General features: G+C 71.0%; 22 protein-coding genes and 1 pseudogene. 9 read left to right on the top strand and 14 right to left on the bottom strand.

Features of this window, described 5'->3' with window-relative positions:
* Positions 1–50 precede the first annotated feature (50 nt).
* Positions 51–2,111 (top strand): restriction endonuclease, encoded by a 2,061-nt coding sequence (locus tag ACWGJ5_RS26175; protein WP_453312111.1) that lies wholly within the window; start codon positions 51–53, stop codon positions 2,109–2,111.
* Positions 2,112–2,395: 284 nt separating this feature from the next.
* Here the strand turns inward: ACWGJ5_RS26175 and ACWGJ5_RS26170 are convergent, their stop codons facing one another.
* Entirely contained in the window at positions 2,396–3,049 is a 654-nt protein-coding gene (locus tag ACWGJ5_RS26170; protein ID WP_453312110.1) for a hypothetical protein, read from the bottom strand.
* A gap of 234 nt (positions 3,050–3,283) precedes the next feature.
* On the opposite strand from ACWGJ5_RS26170, the gene ACWGJ5_RS26165 reads away from it, so the two are divergent.
* Positions 3,284–3,790 (top strand): nuclear transport factor 2 family protein, encoded by a 507-nt coding sequence (locus ACWGJ5_RS26165; RefSeq protein WP_453312109.1) that lies wholly within the window; start codon positions 3,284–3,286, stop codon positions 3,788–3,790.
* Here ACWGJ5_RS26165 and ACWGJ5_RS26160 read toward each other — a convergent pair.
* The gene (locus ACWGJ5_RS26160) at positions 3,787–3,966 is read right to left on the bottom strand and encodes a hypothetical protein (RefSeq protein WP_453312108.1); all 180 of its coding nucleotides are present in this window, start codon (positions 3,964–3,966) and stop codon (positions 3,787–3,789) included. The genes ACWGJ5_RS26165 and ACWGJ5_RS26160 overlap by 4 nt on opposite strands.
* Positions 3,967–4,029: 63 nt before the next feature.
* Here ACWGJ5_RS26160 and ACWGJ5_RS26155 point away from each other — a divergent pair, with 63 nt between their 5' ends.
* Both ACWGJ5_RS26155 and lnt read left to right on the top strand, forming a co-directional pair.
* Positions 4,030–4,647 carry a TetR/AcrR family transcriptional regulator gene (locus tag ACWGJ5_RS26155; protein WP_453312107.1) on the top strand — a complete coding sequence of 206 codons (618 nt, stop codon included), beginning with the start codon at positions 4,030–4,032 and terminating at the stop codon, positions 4,645–4,647.
* Positions 4,648–4,719: 72 nt separating this feature from the next.
* Entirely contained in the window at positions 4,720–6,294 is a 1,575-nt protein-coding gene (gene lnt / locus ACWGJ5_RS26150) for an apolipoprotein N-acyltransferase (RefSeq protein WP_453312106.1), read from the top strand.
* Here the strand turns inward: lnt and ACWGJ5_RS26145 are convergent.
* Positions 6,212–7,123, bottom strand: coding sequence for a Gfo/Idh/MocA family protein (locus ACWGJ5_RS26145; RefSeq protein WP_453312105.1), 912 nt, complete (start codon positions 7,121–7,123; stop codon positions 6,212–6,214). The two genes, lnt and ACWGJ5_RS26145, sit on opposite strands and share 83 nt — an antisense overlap.
* 28 nt (positions 7,124–7,151) lie before the next feature.
* A pseudogene (locus tag ACWGJ5_RS26140) lies at positions 7,152–7,854 on the bottom strand (FAD-dependent monooxygenase); the annotation flags it as partial.
* Between the two features lie 99 nt (positions 7,855–7,953).
* Between ACWGJ5_RS26140 and ACWGJ5_RS26135 the strand changes: the two are divergent.
* Positions 7,954–8,466 (top strand): DinB family protein, encoded by a 513-nt coding sequence (locus tag ACWGJ5_RS26135; protein ID WP_453312104.1) that lies wholly within the window; start codon positions 7,954–7,956, stop codon positions 8,464–8,466.
* A 115-nt stretch (positions 8,467–8,581) separates the two neighbouring features.
* Complete coding sequence (locus ACWGJ5_RS26130; RefSeq protein ID WP_453312103.1) at positions 8,582–9,046, top strand: hypothetical protein; 465 nt, start codon at positions 8,582–8,584, stop codon at positions 9,044–9,046.
* A 108-nt stretch (positions 9,047–9,154) separates the two neighbouring features.
* On the opposite strand, the gene ACWGJ5_RS26125 is transcribed toward ACWGJ5_RS26130, so the two are convergent.
* The 7 genes from ACWGJ5_RS26125 to ACWGJ5_RS26095 form a co-directional block, all read right to left on the bottom strand.
* Positions 9,155–9,610, bottom strand: a complete 456-nt coding sequence (locus ACWGJ5_RS26125) for a hypothetical protein (protein WP_453312102.1) — start codon at positions 9,608–9,610, stop codon at positions 9,155–9,157.
* 212 nt (positions 9,611–9,822) lie between these two features.
* Positions 9,823–10,506, bottom strand: coding sequence for a uracil-DNA glycosylase (locus ACWGJ5_RS26120; protein WP_453312101.1), 684 nt, complete (start codon positions 10,504–10,506; stop codon positions 9,823–9,825).
* Between the two features lie 108 nt (positions 10,507–10,614).
* On the bottom strand, positions 10,615–12,192 hold the full coding sequence (locus ACWGJ5_RS26115) for an ABC transporter substrate-binding protein (protein WP_453312100.1): 1,578 nt from the start codon (positions 12,190–12,192) through the stop codon (positions 10,615–10,617).
* A 187-nt stretch (positions 12,193–12,379) separates the two neighbouring features.
* The gene (locus tag ACWGJ5_RS26110; RefSeq protein WP_453312099.1) at positions 12,380–13,147 is read right to left on the bottom strand and encodes an SDR family oxidoreductase; all 768 of its coding nucleotides are present in this window, start codon (positions 13,145–13,147) and stop codon (positions 12,380–12,382) included.
* Positions 13,148–13,160: 13 nt separating this feature from the next.
* Positions 13,161–13,922, bottom strand: a complete 762-nt coding sequence (fabG, locus tag ACWGJ5_RS26105; protein ID WP_453312098.1) for a 3-oxoacyl-ACP reductase FabG — start codon at positions 13,920–13,922, stop codon at positions 13,161–13,163.
* A 151-nt stretch (positions 13,923–14,073) separates the two neighbouring features.
* Positions 14,074–14,523 (bottom strand): DUF3037 domain-containing protein, encoded by a 450-nt coding sequence (locus tag ACWGJ5_RS26100; protein WP_453312097.1) that lies wholly within the window; start codon positions 14,521–14,523, stop codon positions 14,074–14,076.
* A complete protein-coding gene (locus ACWGJ5_RS26095; RefSeq protein ID WP_453312096.1) occupies positions 14,520–15,284 on the bottom strand; it encodes a HipA family kinase in 765 nt (254 codons plus the stop codon). Before ACWGJ5_RS26095 ends, ACWGJ5_RS26100 begins: the two co-directional genes overlap by 4 nt.
* Before the next feature lie 208 nt (positions 15,285–15,492).
* Between ACWGJ5_RS26095 and ACWGJ5_RS26090 the strand changes: the two genes are divergently transcribed.
* On the top strand, positions 15,493–15,990 hold the full coding sequence (locus ACWGJ5_RS26090) for a Rieske (2Fe-2S) protein (protein ID WP_453312095.1): 498 nt from the start codon (positions 15,493–15,495) through the stop codon (positions 15,988–15,990).
* A 6-nt stretch (positions 15,991–15,996) separates the two neighbouring features.
* Here ACWGJ5_RS26090 and ACWGJ5_RS26085 read toward each other — a convergent pair whose 3' ends face one another.
* Positions 15,997–16,641, bottom strand: a complete 645-nt coding sequence (locus tag ACWGJ5_RS26085) for a cysteine hydrolase (protein ID WP_453312094.1) — start codon at positions 16,639–16,641, stop codon at positions 15,997–15,999.
* Between the two features lie 138 nt (positions 16,642–16,779).
* Here ACWGJ5_RS26085 and ACWGJ5_RS26080 point away from each other — a divergent pair, with 138 nt between their 5' ends.
* Entirely contained in the window at positions 16,780–17,250 is a 471-nt protein-coding gene (locus ACWGJ5_RS26080; protein ID WP_453312093.1) for a pyridoxamine 5'-phosphate oxidase family protein, read from the top strand.
* 3 nt (positions 17,251–17,253) lie between these two features.
* On the opposite strand, the gene ACWGJ5_RS26075 is transcribed toward ACWGJ5_RS26080, so the two are convergent.
* Complete coding sequence (locus ACWGJ5_RS26075; RefSeq protein ID WP_453312092.1) at positions 17,254–18,156, bottom strand: LysR family transcriptional regulator; 903 nt, start codon at positions 18,154–18,156, stop codon at positions 17,254–17,256.
* Positions 18,157–18,230: 74 nt separating this feature from the next.
* On the opposite strand from ACWGJ5_RS26075, the gene ACWGJ5_RS26070 reads away from it, so the two are divergent.
* On the top strand, positions 18,231–19,163 hold the full coding sequence (locus ACWGJ5_RS26070) for a DMT family transporter (RefSeq protein WP_453312091.1): 933 nt from the start codon (positions 18,231–18,233) through the stop codon (positions 19,161–19,163).
* Between the two features lie 107 nt (positions 19,164–19,270).
* On the opposite strand, the gene ACWGJ5_RS26065 is transcribed toward ACWGJ5_RS26070, so the two are convergent.
* Positions 19,271–20,602: an aminotransferase class I/II-fold pyridoxal phosphate-dependent enzyme gene (locus tag ACWGJ5_RS26065; RefSeq protein WP_453312090.1), complete on the bottom strand. Its 1,332-nt coding sequence runs from the start codon at positions 20,600–20,602 to the stop codon at positions 19,271–19,273.
* Between the last annotated feature and the right edge of the window lie 32 nt (positions 20,603–20,634).

Below are 20,634 nucleotides of genomic sequence, written 5' to 3'. Positions count from 1 at the left end.
CAACTGGTTGTGGGGACAACCAGAGCGCCTTGGGGAGGGCCAGTAGGCACATGAGTCGTCGCTCTAACAGCTTGGTCGGCGTCTGGGCTGAGATGCAGAGGCAACAGCAGCGCCAGAGGGAGGCCGAAGCCAGACGACAGAGACAGGAAGCACAGCAGGCTCGTGCCTATCAACGGCAAGCAGCCCAGAGTTACCGCGAGCACAGGCAGGCGGAGGCGCTCCGTCGCACGGAGGAACTGGACGCGCAGGTCGCGGCGCTGCAAGACCTTCTCGCCTCGGGCTGCCGGGCTCCGGCGTTCAGGGCTTCCTCTCTCATGCGCCCCGAAGAGATCGAGCCCTTCGCTCCGGGGCCTTTGGCGCAACCCGTGCCCATGCCGAACTTCGATCATTACCAAACGGACCGCGGGTGGACCACCGGTCGCCGCGCTCAGGCTCAGGCCGAGGCCAGGGCACACTTCGAGCGTGACTGGCATGCGGCCCAGGCGGCGGAGGCGCAGCGGCAGCAACAGTTGGCGTCGTACCAACGGCAGTACCGGGACTGGGCCGATGCCCAGCTGGCCGAGGTGCGGCGGTACAACGCCGGGGTCGTCGAGCTGACGGAAGGCGTCGGACGCCACGACCCCGCTTCTGTGGTCGAGTACTTCTCGGCCGCTCTCTACGCCTCGACCGCCTGGCCGGAGGGCTTCCCACGCCAGATCGCAGCAGCCTATGACCCGGCAGCCGGACAGTTGGTGCTGGACTGGGAGCTGCCCGCCTACGGCGTCGTACCCGACGTCAAGTCCGTTCGATACATGTCCGGCGTGGACCAGGACAAGGAGACTCCCCGACCGGTGGGTCAGCGTCGGGCCCTGTACCGGGAGGTCCTGGCACAGTGCATGCTGCTCGTCCTGCACGAACTCTTCGCCGCGGACGAGCTCGGTGCGCTCGAGTCGGTGACCTTGAACGGGTTCGTGGACGGGCACGACCCTACGACGGGCCGACCGGGCCACATCTACCTGGCAACGGTCATGGCTCCACGCGCGACGTTCCGCGACCTGCACCTGGCACAGGTGGACGCCGGCAGCTGTCTGGCCGATGCCCTGCGCGGGCAGCTCTCGGCTCGCCCCGACCAACTCACGCCGGTGCGGCCGAGCCGCCGGCCGCAGGAGGTCGGAAGTCGTGTCGTCACGCAGGGCGGCGACGAGGAACCCGACCTGTACGGCATGGACCCCATCGCCTTCGAGAACCTGGTTGCCGATCTCTTCCGCGCCATGGGGATGCAGGCGGTCACCACGCAACGCTCGAACGACGGCGGGGTGGACGTCGACGCACTGGATCCGACGCCGATCCGCGGCGGCAAGATAGTCGTACAGGTGAAGCGCTACCGGAACACGGTGCCGCCCACCGCTGTGCGTGACTTGTACGGGACCGTTCAGGACACCGGCGCCAACAAGGGTGTCCTCGTGACGACATCGAAGTTCGGCCCTGGCTCACACACCTTCGCCAACGGCAAGCCGCTGGAGCTGATCTCGGGAACCGAACTCGTCGACCTGCTGCATCGTCATGGACTGCGTGGCCGCTTGGGAGACGGCGCCCGTCGCGGCGCAGCGCAGCAGACGCCGACGGTCGTGGACACTCGCTTGCCCGCCGACTACAACGTCCTGGGCATGTCCTGGACCGGAAGTGTCTCCTTGGACGTGTGCGCTCTCGTCTGCCGTGGCAACCGCGTCCTCAGCGACGATCATTTCGTCTTCTACAACAACCCACAGACGCCGGACGGCTCTGTCCGTGCGCTCCCGGCCGCTCCACCCGACAAGGCCGCAATCTGCGTCTCCTTCGACGGACTGCCGAATGACGCTGATCGACTGGCACTCGTGGCCGCCATCGACCCGGAGGCCGACCCGAACGCCGATCTCTCCGGCTTCACGGACGCCTGCATCCGCCTGCTCGACCCGTCGCTGGCCGAGTTGGGACGACTGCAGGTCTCCGACGGGCGGCCAGGCGAGACCGCTCTGGTGCTCGGCTCGTTCCGTCGCAGGTCGAACGGGGACTGGGACTTCGTCCTGGGCGGCAAGGGCTACACGGGCGGCCTGGAAGGGCTCGTCCAGGACTTCGGTGTCGACGTCGAGTAGTCCGAGGTCGAGCAGCCCGAGGGAAGCTGGGCGGAACTCGCCTCCCTGGATCCCGGGGCCTCGCCACGCGTGGAGTGGACCACCGACGAAGTGATGTGCGCATACGAACCGTTCACCGCCGGCGGCGTCCTGGGTCCTGAAACTCACTGGCCCCATGACTTCGCTGTGATGAGGGCTCTGGCAGGCCGCTTCGGTGATGACGGCGTTCGCCTGGTCATGGCGTTCGACTGACCGAGTGCCGCCGTGCAGCGGCCACCCGCGCATGTCTCCAGGCACCCGACCGGTCAGTCGCCACCTGTGCCGCCGTGGCCGGCGCTGCGAGTCCACAGGGACAGATCGCTGCTCGTCGCTACGGCAAGGATCTGGCCGGAGGGGGAGAATCCAGCGGCGCGGAGTTCGGAGTAGTCGGAGTGGAAGATGTGCCACCAGCGCTCCCCGTACGGACCGGAGTGCGGCAGTCCGCTGCCGCGGGAGAGCAGGACACGCTCGTTGGGCCAGGCCGGGGCAACGACCTCCAGCTTCCAGCCGTCTTCGGTGGTGGTGTGCAGTCCTCCTCCGAAGAGCCCGGCGATGCGCACCCTGCTTCCGGCGACTGGTCCCAGTCCAGGACACGACAGAGCGGGATCCGCGTCGGGGCCGCTGTCCTCGGGGTCGGGGTCACGATCCCGGGCGATCTTCTCCCCCGTGACGGCGTCGAAGAGACCGTGACCGTCGCTCGAGACGACCATCACCAAGTCCTGGCCGGTGCCGGGGTGCGCGGCGAAGCCGATTCCGAGAAGCCCGCCGACCGGGGCGTACGCGATGCGCCGCCAGGGCTCGGGCGCCGGTACCACCGGGGCCGCGAGCAGCCTTTCCCGCATCGCCTGCTGGTACGCGGAAAACTCCGGCTCAGGGCTCGGCTGCTCGGCCGGAGGTTCGCTCTTCGTCCACTTCGTCACACAGCCATGATCCATACTTCGGCAGGTTCACCCAACTGGGTTGATACTTCTCTCGTAGACCTCTCGTGCCTTACCCGGCCCGGATGCGGAACTTCCGTTCGGGCCCGGTGGATTGATCGTTCACGGCGACGGATTCGGGTCTCCGGCCCGCCACGTACCACCGAATTCGGCCGCGCCACCGATTGTCCCGGCGCGCCTCTTGGCTCAGCGTCCGGCATGCCCAACACTGTGCCGATGACGCAGCGCGCTGAGCTCGCGACCGTGATGGACCGGCTGGCCGTGGACGAGTTGATCACCGCGTACGCGGTGGCGGTCGACGACGGCGACTGGACCGCGTACCGAATGCTGTTCACGGCGAACGGACGCGCCGACTACCGTTCTGCCGGCGGCATCGAGGGCGACGCGGGTCAGATCGCCGGATGGCTCGCCGAGAACCTGGCTCTGTTCGCCATGCGGCAGCATCTGATCGTCAACCGCCAGGTGCGGTTCGGCTTCCTGGAGCACGACACCGGCGACACCGCCTCCGTGCGGGCCGACTACCTCAACCCGATGCGCTTCGCGACCAATGGCAGCCCTACGGCGCCGGACCTGGTGTGCGGTGGCCGGTACGACTTCGCGCTCCTGCGCACCCGGGAGGGCTGGCGCCTGCACCAGGTGACCGTGGAGGAGAAATGGCGCCGTCTTTCAGCCGGGGTGACCCCAACCCCGTCCAATGAAGATCCGGATCGGCACCCGCTCTAGGCCGAGGCGGCTCCGCCGGCCCGCACGGCTGCGACAAGTGTGTCGAGTCGCCCGCGGACCCGGGCGGCGGTGACATGGTCGGGATGGTCGCGGGAGCTGACGGTCTCACCGTCGCGCACTCGCAGCACGTCACGGGTGCCGAGGGCGGCGGCACGAAGCGGGTCGAACGGATGCACGACATGGGTCTGTCGACCATACGGAGTCGCGACTTCGGATAGCGGTATACGAGTGAAAGCGCGATGAGCACCCCGGACAACCGAGAGACGGGCGGCAGACGGCCGCAACGCGCTGACGCGCGAACCAACCGCGAACGGATCCTCCACGTCGCCGAGGAGGTCTTCGGCAAGGGTGGCCGGTCGGCGTCCACCGAGGAGGTGGCCCGCCTGGCGGGCGTCGGCATCGCCACAATCTTCCGTCACTTCCCCACCAAGGCGGCGCTGCTCGAGGCCGTACTCGTGCAGCGGTTCGACCGCTTGCGCGCGCAGGCAGAAACGCTGTTCCACGCCATGGACCCGGGAGCGGCGTTCTTCGACTTCTTCAGCCACCTCGTCGCCGACGCGGCCGGCAAGATCGCCGTATCCGAGGCCCTGCTCGAGGCCGGTGGCGAGAACGGCGGCGACGCCGCTCGGGCATCGGACGGACTGCGTCGAGCCGTCGGCGCTCTGCTTCAGCGTGCCCAACGCGCCGGCGCCGTCCGGGACGACGTCGAACTGCCCGAGGTGTACGCCATGCTCGTTGGCACATCCCGAGCCGCCGCGCACGCCCGCCTCGAGGAGGAGGTGCGGGAACGGATGCTGGCCATCGTCTTCGACGGCCTCGCACCACTCCGGAACCCGCGAGCGCGGATGAAGATCTGAACGGCCCCACGCCCCCTGTCCTAGATCCCCTCGGACGCGCACACTGGAGTTGGCGCAGGGTAGGAGGGCCCCATGAGGACGATCAACCGCTGGCTCACCTCCCCCTGGCGCCGCTCCTGTGCCGCGGCCCTCGCGGGTGCGCTGCCCGTGCTCGCCTTCCCCGCGCCGGCGCTGTGGTGGTTCGCGTACGTCGCTCTGGTCCCCTGGATCCTGCTGGCCCGCTCGGCCCCGAGCGGGCGCCGCGCGGCGTACGACGGCTGGAGCGGCGGCTTCGGATTCCTGGTGGCCGTGCACCACTGGCTGCTGCCGAGCCTGCACGTGTTCATCTTCCTGATAGCCGCCCTGCTGGGCCTCCTGTGGGCGCCCTGGGGCTGGCTGGTGCGCCGGTTCCTGCGCGAGCAGCCGACGCCGGGCCGGGGCACCGCCGCGGTACTGGTACTGCCGTCCGCCTGGCTGATGGTGGAGCTGCTGCGCTCCTGGCAGGGACTGGGCGGCCCGTGGGGCATGCTGGGCGCCAGCCAGTGGCAGGTGTCGCCGGCGCTGCGGCTGGCCTCGGTCGGCGGCGTGTGGCTGCTGAGCTTTCTGGTGGTGGCCGTCAACGTGGCGGTGACCCTGCTGATATCCGCGCGCGAGGCCCGCGTCCCGGCCTTGGCTTCGCTGGTCGCCACGGCCGCCGCGACCTCGGCCGTGTGGGCCTGGGCACCGCACCCGGAGGTCGACGGGCGGGTGCGGATCGCCGTCGTACAGCCCGGGATCGTGGACGGGCACGACAGTGCCGAAAAGCGGTTCGACCGCGAGGAGCAGCTGACCCGGCGGCTCGTCGGGCAGGACGTCGACCTGGTCGTGTGGGGCGAGTCCAGTGTCGGGTACGACCTGAGTGACCGGCCCGACCTGGCCCGGCGGATCGCCGCGCTGTCCCGCGGGACCGGGGCGGACGTGCTGGTGAACGTGGACGCCCGCCGCGCCGACCGGCCCGGGATCTACAAGAGTTCGGTGCTGGTCGGCCCGGACGGCCCGACCGGCGAGCGGTACGACAAGATGCGGCTCGTGCCCTTCGGCGAGTACATACCGGCCCGCTCGCTGCTCGGCTGGGCCACCTCGGTCGGCAAGGCGGCCGGCGAGGATCGCGGGCGCGGCACCGAGCAGGTCGTGATGAACGTCGGGCACGGGCTGCGGATCGGCCCGCTGATCTGCTTCGAGACCGCGTTCCCCGACATGAGCCGGCATCTGGCGGAGGACGGCGCCGATGTCCTGCTCGGACAGTCCGCCACTTCCACCTTCCAGGGCAGCTGGGCGCCGGAGCAGCATGCTTCGCTGGCCGCGATCAGGGCCGCCGAGACCGGCCGCCCGATGGTGCACGCCACCCTCACCGGCGTCTCGGCCGTGTACGGTCCGGGCGGGCAGCGGCTCGGTCCGTGGCTCGGCACCGACGCGAGCGCCGCCCGCGTGTACGACGTACCGCTCGCGCACGGCATCACGCCGTACGTCCGCTACGGCGACTGGCCGGTGCACGGCGCGCTGCTGGTGCTGGCGGCGCTGTGCGTCACCGAGAGCCTGCGGACGCTCAGGCTGCGGCGGAACGGTCCCGAACCGCTCGTACCACCCGCTCGCACAGCTCATGGGTCGCCAGCGCGTCCCGGGCGCTGAGCACCTTCCCCGCGCGCACGGCGTCGAGGAACGCGAGCACCGCCTGCTCGATGCCGCGCTGCCGGGCCACCGGCACCCAGTCGCCGCGGCGGCGCACGGTCGGCTGACCCTTGTGGTCGATGACCTCGGCGAGGTTGAGCACCTGACGCTTGGTGTCCTGCCCGGAGACCTCCAGGATCTCCTCGCTGGAGCCGCTGAGCCGGTTCATCACGCCGAGCGCGGTGAAGCCGTCCCCGGCGAGCTGGAGCACCACGTGATGCAGCAGCCCGTACTCGACGCGGGCGCGGACGGTGACGTCGTCGACCGGGCCCGGCACCAGGAACCGCAGGGTGTCGACGACGTGGATGAAGTCGTCCAGGATCATCGAGCGCGGTTCCTCGGGCAGCCCGATCCGGTTCTTCTGCATGAGGATCAGCTCGCGTGGGTGCTCCAGGCACTGCGCGTACCCGGGCGCGTACCGGCGGTTGAAGCCCACGAAGAGGGAGACCCCGCGCTCCTCGGCGAGGCCCACCAGCCGCTCGGAGTCGGCGAGTTCGTAGGCGAGCGGCTTGTCCACGTACGTCGCCACGCCCGCATCGAGCAGCCGGCTGACGATCTCGGGGTGGACGGCGGTCGGCGCATGTACGAAGGCCGCGTCCAGACCGGCGGCGAGCAGGGAGTCCAGCGTGGTGTGCCGGCAGCCGGCCGGCAGGTGCAGGCTGTCCGCGACCCGGTCGAGGGTGGCGGGCGTCCTGGTCTGGAGGTGCAGGTCGACGCCCGGTTGCATGGCCAGCACCGGCAGGTACGCCTTCTGCGCGATGTCCCCGAGTCCGATGCAGCCGACCTTCACGTGCTCTCCCCTGCCGCTCGATTGCCTCTCCGGCAGCATACGGGGGCCGCCGGCCGGCGATGTCGTCGAAGCCGCACAGGAGGAGCGCGGGTCCGGCCTGGGACAGGGCCGCGATCACGGTGTCGCGTACGGCGACGGCGACGGGGTTGGCAGCCATGTTCACGCGGGCGGCCTCGACGGCCTGGCGGGCGATCGCGGTGGTGCGCGGCAGCCGGGCGGCGAAGTAGGCGGCCAGGTCGGCGCGGTGGTGCGCGAGCACGACGGCGTCCTCGGTGGCCTGGTTGCCGCCCCGGCCGAGGGTCGGCGGCATGGCGTGGGCGGCGTCGCCGAGCAGGGCCACCCGGCCCGAGTGGATGGGGTCCCCCCGCTCGAGCGAAGCCGAGAGTGGGGAGGGCCGGGGTGTGACGATGGGTGGACGTCGTGCCGGAACACGTCCTCGGGACGGACGGCGGCGAGCACGGCGGGGATGGGGTCGTGCCAGTCGCCGAACGGGCGCAGGAGTTCGGCCTTCTCGTCGTCGGGCGCCCGCCCTCCGGCGGGGGTCATGGCCGCCGCGTAGGCGTGGACGCAGCCGTCCTTGACCGGTTGGGTGCCCCAGACGCGGCCCCGGCCCCAGGTCTCGTGCGAGGCGAACCGCGCGCCGGGCACCGGGCACCGGGCACCGGGCACCGGGCACCGGGCACCGGGATGAGCACCTGCCACGTGGTGAACCCCGCGTACACCGGGCCGGGGTCAGGAGATCCGCACGGGCCTGCGGGAACTGCTCGCGGGGTTGCTGGGCCGGTGAAAACCCCTGGTGGAAGGCGTGATCTTCGGCGAGGATCACGGGCATGACGACCGAACGCCGAGAACCCGCCCTGAACGCCGGTGAACGCGCCATGCTGGAGGGCTGGCTGGACTACCACCGCCGGACGCTGGCCTGGAAGTGCGAGGGACTGACCGACGAGCAGCTGCGGACCGCGTCCGTGCCACCTTCCGAGCTGTCCCTCATGGGCCTGGTGCGGCACATGGCGGAGGTGGAACGGGGCTGGTTCCGCAAGGTGCTCGTGGGCGACGAGCCCGGCCCGATCCACTGCACGGAGGAGGACCGGGACGGAGAGTTCCATCTCACCGAGGCCGACACCTGGCAGGAGGCGTACGCGACCTGGCAGGCGGAGATCGAGATCGCGCGGCGCAACGCGGCAGGCTTCGAGCTCGACGGTCTGTCCAAGGGCAGGAGCAGGTTCAGCGACGAGCCGTTCAGCCTGCGCTGGATCTACACCCACATGATCGAGGAGTACGCCCGGCACAACGGCCACGCCGACCTGATCCGCGAGCGGATCGACGGCGCCACCGGCGACTGAACGTCAGCCCCGGTCCCCGGAACCCCTCCGTACGGGGCACGAGATCACCCGTGCGGGGGGACCGACCTCGGCTCCCTGCTACCAACCGGGGCGCCGAACCAGCAGAGTTGCGCGGGTGCATCGAACGACGACCACCGCAGCGCTCCTGGTCACCGTGGCCGTCTCGGCCCTCTCAGGCTGTGTGACGGTACCGCGCCCCGCGACGCCCGCGCCGCCCCGGGACACGGCGCCCTCACTGCCGACGGCGCCCCGGCCGGACGGCACCGCGGAGCCGCGGGCGGTGCAGGCGCCGGCCCAGGAGGCACTGGAGAGGACGGAGCCGTCCCGCCATCCGCGGCCCGCCACGCCGACCACGCCGCATCGGATGGTGGAGGCACCCCCGGTCGTCCACCATCCCCCGGCGGCCCCGCCCTTGCCGTCACGTCCTCGTATGCGCCCCCGGCAGTCGCACCCCGCCGCCCCGGACCTGCCGAACGCGGCCCCAAAGGCCCCGAACGTGTGCGCCCTGGGCAGGCAGTACGGCGGCTGGCGAGCAGACAGCCCGGAGGCGAAGATCTGCGAGCAGACCTACGGCCACTGAAACGTGCCCCGAAGGGGCGCGGGGGCCGTGTTCGGCTGCGGCTCCGCCGCGGGCGCGACAAGCCACAACGGAGCCGCAGCCGCAGGAACGCCTCGCCCCTGCAGACTCTTAGGCGCCCTCACCCAGCCGCAGCTCCAGCCGCCCGATGGCAGCCCACACCCCGTCGCCGTACCCGTCGTCCGCCAGAGCGCCGGCGGCTTCGCGCGCCCGGTGCAAATGGCTGCGGGCCGCCTCGGTCCGGCCCAGCTTCACATAGTCGGCGGCGAGATTGAGATGCAGCGAGGGGTAGAGGCCCCGCACGCTCAGCGGGGCGCCCCGCTCCTCCGCCGCCGACAACGCCCTGAGATCCCAGGCGAGTTCGTCCTGGGGGTCCTCCTGGGTGTCGGCCAGATAGTGGGCCAGGGTGCACCGGTGCAGCGGGTCGCCGTCCTGGCCGACCTCCGCCCACAGGTTCAGGAAGCGGCTGCGCGCCTCCTCGCGGTCGCCGCCGTGGTGCAGCATGACAACCTGACCGATCCGCGTCAGCAGGGCATCCGGTGCCGCCTGCTCCTGTTGCTCCGCCACGCGTGCCCTCCGGGCTGTCGACCGCTGTGTGGTGCTGACGCTAAACGGCGCCGCCAGGATTTCTCGTCAGGCGGCGCCGTTGTGCCGTGGGCCGGCGGTCGGCTGCGGGCCGGTGGAGGGCTGGTCGCGCCCACGCGGCGGAGCCACACAGTGATGCAGCCCCGCGCCCCGCGGGAGTTGCACCCCCGCCGGGTTCGAGGCGCCCCCTGCCCTCAGCCCAGATTCGGGATGTGCCAGTCGATCGGCTCATGCCCCTGCGCGGCGATCGCCTCGTTGATCCGGGTGAACGGGCGCGAGCCGAAGAACTTCTTCGCGGACAGCGGCGAGGGGTGCGCGCCCTTGACCACCACGTGCCGCTTCTCGTCGATCAGCGGCAGCTTCTTCTGCGCGTAGTTGCCCCAGAGGACGAAGACCGCCGGGTCGGGGCGGGAGGCCACCGCGCGGATCACCGCGTCGGTGAACTTCTCCCAGCCCTTGCCCTTGTGCGAGTTGGCCTCGCCGGCCCGGACCGTGAGGACCGCGTTGAGCAGCAGCACGCCCTGCTGGGCCCACGGCATCAGATAGCCGTTGTCCGGGATCGGCAGGCCCAGCTCCTCCTGCATCTCCTTGTAGATGTTCCGCAGGGAGGGCGGGGTCTTCACGCCGGGGCGGACCGAGAAGCACAGGCCGTGGCCCTGGCCCTCGCCGTGGTACGGGTCCTGGCCCAGGACGAGGACCTTGACCTGCTCGTACGGCGTCGCCTCCAGCGCGGCGAAGACCTCCTCGCGCGGCGGGTAGACCGGACCCTTCGCCCGCTCCTCCTCGACGAACTCGGTCAGCTCCTTGAAATAGGGCTGCTGCAGCTCGTCGCCCAGAACCCCGCGCCAGGACTCGGGCAGCATGGCGATGTCGGTCACGTCAACGTCCTCACAGTGTCGATCAACTACCGGCGTGCGGTCACTTGCAGGGTTCAGAACCTACAGGTGACCACTGACAACCGGCATGTGAAGGGAGTTTCGCCCGGTTCACCAGCTGGTCTTGCGGTGCAGCGCCCACATCATCATGATCGTCGACGGGTCGAGGGCCTGTTCGCCGCCGGAGACGTCCTCGCTGGCGGCGATGAACTGCCGGCCCTGCCACAGCGGGATCAGCCGCGCGTCGTTCACGAAGACCTGCTGGGCGTCCTCCATGTCCTTGACCGTCTGAGCGCGGTCGCTCTCCGCGCGCGAGTGGGGCAGCAGCTTGTCGGTGATCTCCTTGGACGGGTAGGGCGTACCGAGCGCGTTGTGCTCGCCGACGAACGGGGCGATGAAGTTGTCCGCGTCGGGGAAATCCGGGAACCAGCCGCGGCCGAACACCGGGTACTCGCCCTTCTGGTAGCCGACCACATAGGTCTTCCAGGGGCGGCTCTTGAGCGTGACCGTGAACAGCCCGGAGGCCTCCAGCTGCCGCTTCAGCTCCTGGAACATCAGCCCGGTCTCGGAGCCGTAGCGGTCGGTGGTGTACCAGAGGGTGAGCGGGACGCTCTGGTGGATGCCCGCGTCGGAGAGGATCTTGCGGGCCTTGGGCACGCTCGGGTCGCCGTAGTCGTCGAAGAAGCCGGTGGTGTGTCCGGTCAGGCCCTTGGGGACCATCGAGTACAGCGGGTCGACCGTGTCCTTGTAGACCTTGTGGGCGATGGCGCCCCGGTCGACGATCTGGGCGACGGCCTTGCGTACGGCGGGCTGCTTGGCCCAGGAGTCCTTGGGGTTGAACACCAGGTAGCTGATGTCGATGCCGGAGCCGTCGACCAGCTGCAGGTTGCTGTCCGCGTGCTGCTGGAGGGCGAGGATGTCGTCGGCGGCCAGGCCACGGTAGGTGACGTCGATCTGCTTGTCCCGCAGCGCCTTGACCATCCCGGCCGAGTCCTGGAAGTAGCGGATGGTCACCGCGTCGTTCTGCCGCTTGGCGAAGCCCTGGTAGTTGCCGTTTGTGACGAGGACGGCCTGCTTGCCCTCGTCGTAGGACTGGACCTTGTACGGTCCGGAGCCGTCGACGTCGTCGTCCTTGCGCAGGGAGCGCGCGGGGTAGTCCTTCGGGTCGACGATCGACATTGCGGGCGTGGCCAGCACGAACGGGAAGGTCGCGTCGGGCTGGTTGAGTTGGAAGACGATCTCGCGGTCGCCGGTCACCTGCACCCGGTCCAGGCTGCCGAGCAGACCGGCGGGCCCGCCGGGGGCGTCGATCGTGCGGATGCGGTCGATGGAGAACTTGACGGCCTGGGCGTTCAGCGGGTCGCCGTCGGCGAACTTCATGCCGGCGCGCAGCGTGCAGCGGTAGGTGCGGCTGGCCGAGTCGGTGAAGGAGCAGCTCTCGGCGGCGTCGGGCTGGGGCGCGGTGGCACCGCTGGGATAGGCGACCAGCGTCTGGAAGATGTTCCGGTACAGCTCCCAGGATCCGTCCCAGGCACCGGCGGGGTCCAGCGTGCTGGGGGCGCTGGTGGTACCGACGACGATGGGGCCCTTGCCGTCGCCGCCGCCGTCGGACAGCAGGCCGCAGCCGGTCACCAGGGACATGGACGCGATCGCCGCGACTCTCCGCAGGAATCGGTTCCGGTTGAACACGCGCACGCTCCTCGATCTGCCATACCAAGGGTCGGCAGACCATACCGCAGCGCTCTGTCCTCTGAACCTCCCCTGAATCCGGGCTTCTTGATCGACTTCGCGATGACGACGTTGTCAGTCCGCTGTGCGGATTCCAGGAGGGGTTCCGGGCGTCGATCCGTCCGAAAATCGACGCCCGGAAGGTGGCTCAGCCCACGCCGGCGTTGAGGAAGATTCCGCCGTCCACGACGAGCGTCTGACCGGTGACCCAGTCGGACTGCTCGGAGGTGAGGAAGGCGGCGGCCCCGCCGATGTCGGACGGCACGCCGAGCCGGCCCAGCGGGTAGGAGGCGGCGGCCTCCGCCTCGCGGCCCTCGTACAGGGCCTGGGCGAACTTGGTCTTGATCACGGCGGGGGCGATCGCGTTGACCCGCACCTTCGGCGCGAACTCGTGCGCCAGCTGCTGGGTCAGGTTGATCATCGCGGCCTTGCTGACGCCGTAGGCGCCGATGAACGGCGAGGGCGCGAGGCCCGCGATCGAGGCGATGTTGACGATCGCGCCGCCGTTGTCCTTCTGCCAGGCGTGCCAGGTCTTCTGGGCGAAGCCGAGCGCGGAGATCACGTTGGTCTCGAAGACCTTGCGGGCCACCTCCAGGTCGAGGTCGGCGATCGGTCCGAAGACCGGGTTGGTGCCGGCGTTGTTGACCAGGAAGTCCAGGCGGCCGAAGGCCTCCATGGTGCGCTCGACGGCCTCGGTCTGGTGGGCCAGGTCGTGCGCCTTGCCGGCGACGCCGATGACCCGGTCCGAGCCGAGCTTCTCGACGGCCTCCTTCAGTGCGTCCTCGTTGCGGCCGGTGATGCACACGCGGTCGCCGCGGGCGACGAGTGCCTCGGCGACGCCGTAGCCGATGCCGCGGCTGGCGCCCGTGACGAGGGCGACCTTGCCCGAGAGCTCGGGGAGTTCAGCGGAAGTCATGTACCTGTATCCCTTAGTTGAGCGGTCCGCCGGCGACGTACAGCACCTGGCCGGAGACGAAGCCGGCCGCCTCGCCGGTGAAGAAGGCGATGGCGTTGGCGATGTCCTCGGGCTCGCCGACGCGCTGCACCGGGATCGTGCCTGCGGCGGCCTTCTTGAAGTCCTCGAAGTCCATCTTCATGCGGTCGGCGGTCACCTTGGTCATCTCGGTGGCGATGAATCCGGGGGCGACGGCGTTGGCGGTGATGCCGAACTTGCCCAGCTCGATGGCGAGGGTCTTGGTGAAGCCCTGCAGGCCCGCCTTGGCTGCGGAGTAGTTGACCTGGCCGCGGTTGCCGAGCGCCGAGGAGGAGGAGAGGTTGACGATCCGGCCGAAGCCCGCGTCGACCATGTGCTTCTGCACGGCCTTGGTCATCAGGAAGGAGCCGCGCAGGTGGACGTTCATGACGGTGTCCCAGTCGGAGACGCTCATCTTGAACAGCAGGTTGTCGCGCAGTACGCCCGCGTTGTTGACCAGGATCGTGGGGGCGCCCAGTTCCTCGACGATCCGGGCGACGGCCGCCTCGACCTGCGCCTCGTCGGACACGTCTGCGCCGACCGCGATCGCCTTGCCGCCGGCGGCGGTGATCTTCTCGACGGTGTCCTTGCAGGCGGCCTCGTCCAGGTCGATCACGGCGACCGCACGACCCTCGGCGGCCAGCCGTACGGCGGTGGCGGCGCCGATGCCGCGCGCCGCCCCGGTGACTACCGCGACCCGCTGTTCAGTGGTGGACATTGCTGTTTCTCCTCGCCCTTGAGAGAACCTGTCGGGGCCCTTGGAAGTGAGCCCCTCCCGTGCGGTGAGCGACCGCTTAGTACCTTCAGCACACGTGACGCTAGAAGCCCTGGCACCCGGTGTCAACGGCACACCGGGTGCGTGTGATCCATTACCTCACCAAGAGGTCCAGCAACCGCTCCGTCTCGGCCGCCGGGTCGGTGGTCAGGCCGGTGTGCACGGGACCGGGCTGGACGACCGTGGAGCGGGGCGCGATCAGCCAGCGGAAGCGGCGGCCGGCGTCGTCCCCGGCCGCCTGCCCGGCCTCCGCACCACCCGCGCAGTGCCGCTCGACCGCGCCGAGCACCGCCCGGATCCCGGCCACGTCCGCCTCCGGGTCCAGGGCGAGCAGCCGGGCCTCGTCCAGGTGGGTGCGGGCACCGACGTAGGCCTGCGCGCGGCTGTAGACGACGACGCCCGCGTTGATGCACTCGCCGCGCTCCACGCGCGGTACGACCCGCAGCAGCGCGTACTCGAACACGTCCCGGTGACCGCCCTGGCCCGCTCGGGTGATGTGCCGCTCGGTGACGTGGCCGGCCATGTGGATGTGGGTCTCGCTCACTTGGCCCCCTGGATGCCGGTGATGCGTTCGTGGACGGCCTCGGCCCGCGCGAGCAGCGGCCCGGCGTAGGCCCGGCGCAGGTCGTCCGGGGTGTCGAAGCCGGGCTCGTCGGTGAGCCAGGCGTCGGGGATCTCGGCGGTGACCTCGGCGAGCAGATCCGCGGTGACCCGGGGTGCCAGCTCGGCCGCGGCGGCGGCGACGTCCGGGGCGAAGCGGGCGAGGGCGTGGTCGGAGGCGTCGTAGGGGCGGGCCGCCGAGGCCTCGGCGCCGGGCCAGTTGTGGTGCCAGATCATGGTCGCGCCGTGGTCGATGAGCCACAGCTCGCCGCGGTGCACCAGGAGATTCGGATTGCGCCAGGACCGGTCCACGTTGTTGATCAGCGCGTCGAACCAGACGATCCGGCCGGCCTCCTCGGGGCTCACCGGGAAGGCGAGCGGGTCGTAGCCGAGGGCGCCGGAGAGGAAGTCCATGCCGAGGTTGGTGCCGCCGCTGGACCTGAGCAGGTCCTGCACCTGCTGTTCGGGTTCGCCGAGACCGAGCACCGGATCCAGCCGGACGGTGACCAGCCCGGGCATCCGGAATCCGAGGCGGCGGGCGAGCTCGCCGCACACCACCTCGGCGACCAGTGTCTTGCGACCCTGTCCGGCGCCGGTGAACTTCAGGACATAGGCCCCGAAGTCGTCCGCCTCGACGAGCCCCGGCAGCGAGCCCCCCTCACGCAGGGGCGTGACGTACCGGGTCGCGGTGACTTCCTTGAGCATCGCCCCAGGTTACTGGGGTACAACCGACAGCCTCGGCGGGGTGCGGCCGACAGGCTCGGCGGGGTGCGGCCGACAGCAAGCCGACAGCTGTGGCCTACCGCCGTCTCATGCCCGGACGGCAAGGATCTGGGTGCCCGTCTGAACGGGTGGCGGCCGGGCGCCGTACCCCTGGACGGATCACGAGAAGCTCCGCGGAAGGGAACTCCACATGACCAGCGCATCGCCCCAGCCCCATGCCCGACCCGCCCGCCGTACCGTCGTGGCGGCGGCCGGAGCGGCGGGGCTCGCCGCCGCGCTGACCGCCTGCGGTTCGGGCGACAACTCGTCGGACACGGCGAACACCGGGTCCGGTTCCTCCGGGACCAGCGGCTCCACCGGTTCCACCGGCTCCTCGCAGAACAGCGGCGGCTCCGCCGGCGGCACCGCCCTCGCCAAGACCTCCGACATCCCCGAGGGCGGCGGCAAGGTCTTCAAGGACCAGGGTGTCGTGGTGACACAGCCGGCGGCGGGCCAGTACAAGGCGTTCTCGTCCAAGTGCACCCACCAGGGGTGTGCCGTGGGCAGCGTGGCGAACGGCGTGATCGTGTGCCCGTGCCACAACAGCCACTTCTCCGCCGAGGACGGCAGCGTGAAGCAGGGTCCCGCCACCCAGCCGCTGCCCGCGGCGAAGATCACAGTCTCCGGCGACGAGATCAAGCTGGCCTGAGCCGTCTCACGCGCGCCCGCGCGGACGTTCGAGGCATGCGAGCACCTCGTCGGTCGTCGAGACCGTGGCGACCAGCGCGAGGGTGTGCCGGATCATCGCTGGGGTGTAGTCGGCGGGCACCCCCGCGATGGCGTCGGCCGGGACGACGGCGGTGTGGCCCAGGTTGACCGCGTCGAACACCGCGTTGGGTATCGCCACGTTGGCGGAGACACCGGTGACGACCAGCGTGCGGCAGCCGAGGTTGCGCAGCAGGGCGTCGACGCCGGTGCCGTGGATCGGGGACAGGCCGTGCAGCCGCCGTACGACGAAGTCCTCCTCGGTCACCTCGATGGGCGGCGCGACACGGGCCGCGGTGGTGCCCGACAACTGCTGCACGGGCAGCCGTTCCGCGGCCCGGAACAGCCGGGCGTTGCGGCTCGCTCCCCGGCCGTCCGGGCGGCGCTCGGCGATCGCGTGGACGACCTGCACACCCGTCTCGTGGGCGGCGGCGACCAGCCGGGCCACATTGGTCAGCGCACCGGAGGAGCGGGCCTCGCGGGCGAGTTCGGGCAGGGCGCTGTCCGGGCCGACGACCCCCTGCTGGCACTCCACGGTGAGCAGGACGGTGCTCACCGGGTCGAGGAGTTCGCTGAGCTGTGCGTACGACGGCATGGCACGCGCCCCCTTGGAAGACGACCCGTTCGGAACCGGGCCGTACCGCAGCCGACCCGTTCTCTTTTCTGACGTGATGTCAGAGGATCAGCAGTACACGATAGTTCTCTGGCACGACGTGGGAGAAGAGGGGGCCGCATGACCGTCACTCAGCAGCGCCGGGGCCGGAAGATCATGATGACGCCGGGCGAGCTGGACGAGTTCCTCACCAGTCAGCGCACCTGCCGGGTCGCGACCGTCTCGGCGGACGGCACTCCGCATGTCAGCGCGTTGTGGTTCGCCTGGGACGGCACCTCGCTGTGGCTGTACTCGGTGGTGCGCAGCAGGCGCTGGACACAGTTGCGGCGCGATCCGCGGGTGGCCGTCGTGGTCGACTCGGGCGAGGAGTACGACCAGTTGCGCGGCGTCGAGCTGTCCGGCCGGGTGGAGTTCGTGGGCGAGGCGCCGCGCACCGGGGAGCTGTGCGCCGAACTCGACACGCCGGAGACGCTGTTCACACGGAAGAACTTCGGCCTGGACGAGATGCCGCACGACGGCCGCCACGCCTGGGCGCGGCTGACCCCGGAGAAGATCGTCTCCTGGGACTTCCGCAAGCTGGGGTCGCAGTAGGGCTCAGCCGACCTTCTGCGCGGCCGCGCGCAGGGCCTCCACCGCCGCCCGGATCGAGGGGCGGCGGTCGGCGTCCGCTCGCCAGACCACGTACACGTGCCGGCGCACCCGCTGCTTGAGCGGCACGAGGACCACGCCGTCCGGGACCGGGTGCCGGCCCAGCAGCGGCGCGATGCACACGCCCAGTCCGGCGGCCACCAGGCCGAGCTGGGTGTGGGTCTCGCCCGCGCGGTGGCCGACGATCGGCTCGACGCCCTTGGACCGCAGAGTGAACATCAGCCACTCGTGGCAGAACTCGCCCCTGCCCCAGGTGATCCACTCGTCCTCGGCGAACTCGGTGAGGTCCACCTCGTCCCGGCCGGCGAGCCGGTGCCCGGCCGGCATGGCGACGTCGGCCGGGTCGTCCAGCAGGGGTGCCTTGACCAGACCGTCGGGCACGGGCATCGGCTTGTTGTACCAGTCCAGGACCACCGCGAGATCGAGATCGCCGCGGACGACGCCGGCGATGCCCTGCTCCGGCTCGAGCTCGCTGGACCGCACCCGCAGCCCGGGGTGCTCGGCCCGCAGCGCGCCGAGCGCGACCGGGAAGAGCCCGCGCGCGGCGGTCGGGAACGCGGACAGCCTGAGTTCGCCGACGACCTGCCCGCGATGCGCCTCCAGGTCCGACTCGGCGAGTTCGACCTGGGACAGGATGCGCGCCGCGTGCTCCGACAGCAGCCGGCCGGCGTCCGTGAGCCGCACCCCGCGGCCGTTCTTGGCGAGCAGCCGCTGGCCGATCTCGCGCTCCAGCTTGCCCAGCTGCTGGGAGACGGCGGACGTGGTGACGTGCAGCGCGTCCGCGGCGGCGCTCACCGAGCCGTGCCGGGCGAGGGCGTCCAGGGTGCGCAGGCGCTCCAGGTTCAACATGTAAGCCATTCTAAGAGGTACTCGGTGGCAAAAGTCGATTGTGCTACGAGGTTGCCTGCAGCATCGTTGAGGTCATGAGCACGGTCAGCGCAACCAGAACCCAGTCCCCCACCCCTGCCCGACCTCGCCCCCGCCTCGACTGGCGGCTCCGCTTCGGCGCGCTGTCCCTGATCTGGGGCTTCAGCTTCCTGCTGATCAAGGTGGGCACAGAGGGCTACGCACCTTTCCAGGTCACCCTCGGGCGTCTGGTGTTCGGGACGGCGGTACTGGCGGCGGCGATGGCGGTCAAGCGGGAGAGGCTGCCGCGCGGCGCCCGGCTGTGGGCCCGCATGGCGGTCGCCGCGTTCTTCCTGAACGCCCTGCCGTTCTCCCTCTTCGCCTACTCCGAGCTGACGATCCCGTCCACACTGGCCGGCATCTGCAACGCCACCTCGCCCCTGTGGGGCATGGCCCTGTCCCTGGTCGCCCTCTCGGAGGACCGGCCGACCCGGGTCCGCGTGGCCGGCCTCGGCCTCGGCTTCCTCGGGGTGCTGACGGTCCTGGGCGTGTGGCAGGGCTTCCACGGGCTGGACGCCACGGGTACGGCGATGGCGCTGCTGGCCTCGCTGAGCTACCCGGTCGGCTGGATCTACGTCCGGCGGACGCTGGCCGGGACGGGGAACTCCCACCTGTCGATGACGGGCGCGCAGCTGCTGCTCGCGGCGCTTCAACTGGCCGCTGTGACGTCTTTGTTCACCAGCTTCCCCGCGCATTTCTCGCTCGTTCCGCTGCTCGCGATCGCCGCGCTGGGGGCCTTGGGCACGGGACTGGCGGTGCTGATCCAGTACGGGCTGGTCGCCGAAGTCGGGCCCACCACCGCGCAGATGGTCACGTACTTCATTCCGGTCATCGCCACGGGTGCGGGTGTGGCCATTCTCGGGGAGTCGTTGCGGTGGACCACACCGGTGGGCGCGGTGATCGTTCTCGCCGGTGCCGCGCTCACCCAGGTGCGGCGGAGGAGCGTCTGACGGGGAGGGACTCGGGTGCGTGCGCGACCGACTGTCCGTTGTGGCCTGTCGCGCCCACGCGGCGGAGCCGCTATTCAACACAGCCCGCGCCCCTTCGGAGCGCACCCTCAGCCGTAGGCGCGAGCCGGTGACGGTCGTACCGCTGCCGCCACCGCGTCGGCCACGGAGTCGATGTCCCGCCCGGTGAGCGTCGAGATCGTGATGCGGATCGCCGGCCCGCTGTTCAGGCGGAAGCGTGCTCCCGGCGCCACCCCCCAGCCCGCCTGCAGCAGCCGGGCCACGGCGCCGGTCTCGTCGGGGACCGGCACCCACACGTTCATGCCGCTGCGGCCGTGGGCGACGACCCCGCGTTCCGCGAGCGCGTCCACCAGCGCGTCCCTGCGCGCGCCGTACGCCTTCGCCACCGCCACCCGGTCCACCGCGCCCTCCGTCCACAGCCGGACCACCGCCCGCTGCAGCAGCAGGCTCACCCAGCCGGGGCCCAGGCGCTGGCGGCCGCGTACCCGGTCGACGGTGACCGGGTCGCCGGCGACGACGGCCACGCGCAGGTCGGGGCCGTAGGTCTTGGAGGCGGAGCGGACGACGGCCCAGTGGTGGGTGACGCCCGCGAGGGGGTGCAGCGGGAGGTCGACGATGCCGTGCCCGTGGTCGTCCTCGATCAGCAGGGTGCGCGGGTGGTCGCGCAGGACGGCGCGCAGGGCACGCGCGCGCGTGGCGGTCACCGAGGCGCCGGTCGGGTTCTGCGCGCGGTCGGTGACGATCAGCGCGCGCGCCCCGGACTCCAGGGCCCGGCGCAGGTCTTCGGGGCGCGGTCCGTCGTCGTCCATGCCGACCGGGAGCGTGCGCAGGCCCAGCGCCGGGACCAGGTCGAGGACGCTGCCCCAGCCGGGATCCTCGACGGCGACCGCGTCACCCGGTCTGAGGTGCGCCGCGAGGACGCGCTCGATGGCGTCGAGGGAGCCGGACGTCACGGTCAGCGGGCCCGCCGGGACGCCGTCGGCGTCGAGTTCGGCGCGGGCCATGCGGACGAGCTCCGGGTCGACCGGGTCGTCCCCGTAGAGGACGGGCCGCCGGTCGCCCTCCTCCGCCGCCGCGGCGAGGGCCGGGGCCAGGCGGGGCAGCAGGGCCGGGTCGGGATTGCCTGCCGACAGATCGCGGCCCCCGGCGGGGACCTCCACGCGCAGTTCCTTGCGGCCGGTGGTGGCCGGCTTGGGCCGGACCCGGCTGCCCCGGCGGCCGGCCGTCTCGATCACCCCGCGCTCGCGCAGGGTTCGGTAGGCGGCCGCCACGGTGTTCGGGTTCACACCCAGCCGGGTCGCCAACTCCCGCATGGGAGGCAGGGGTTGACCCGGCCGCAGCTCTCCGGCGCCGACCGCGCGCTCGACGCTGGCCGCGATCTCGGCCGCGCCGCCCCCTTCGATGGGATACTCTCCTAGCACAAATAGCATTATGCACTAGTGCAAAAGGGATC

This window comes from Streptomyces sp. NPDC054783 (genome assembly GCF_053611725.1).
This window is presented reverse-complemented; position numbering and strand designations above follow the sequence as displayed.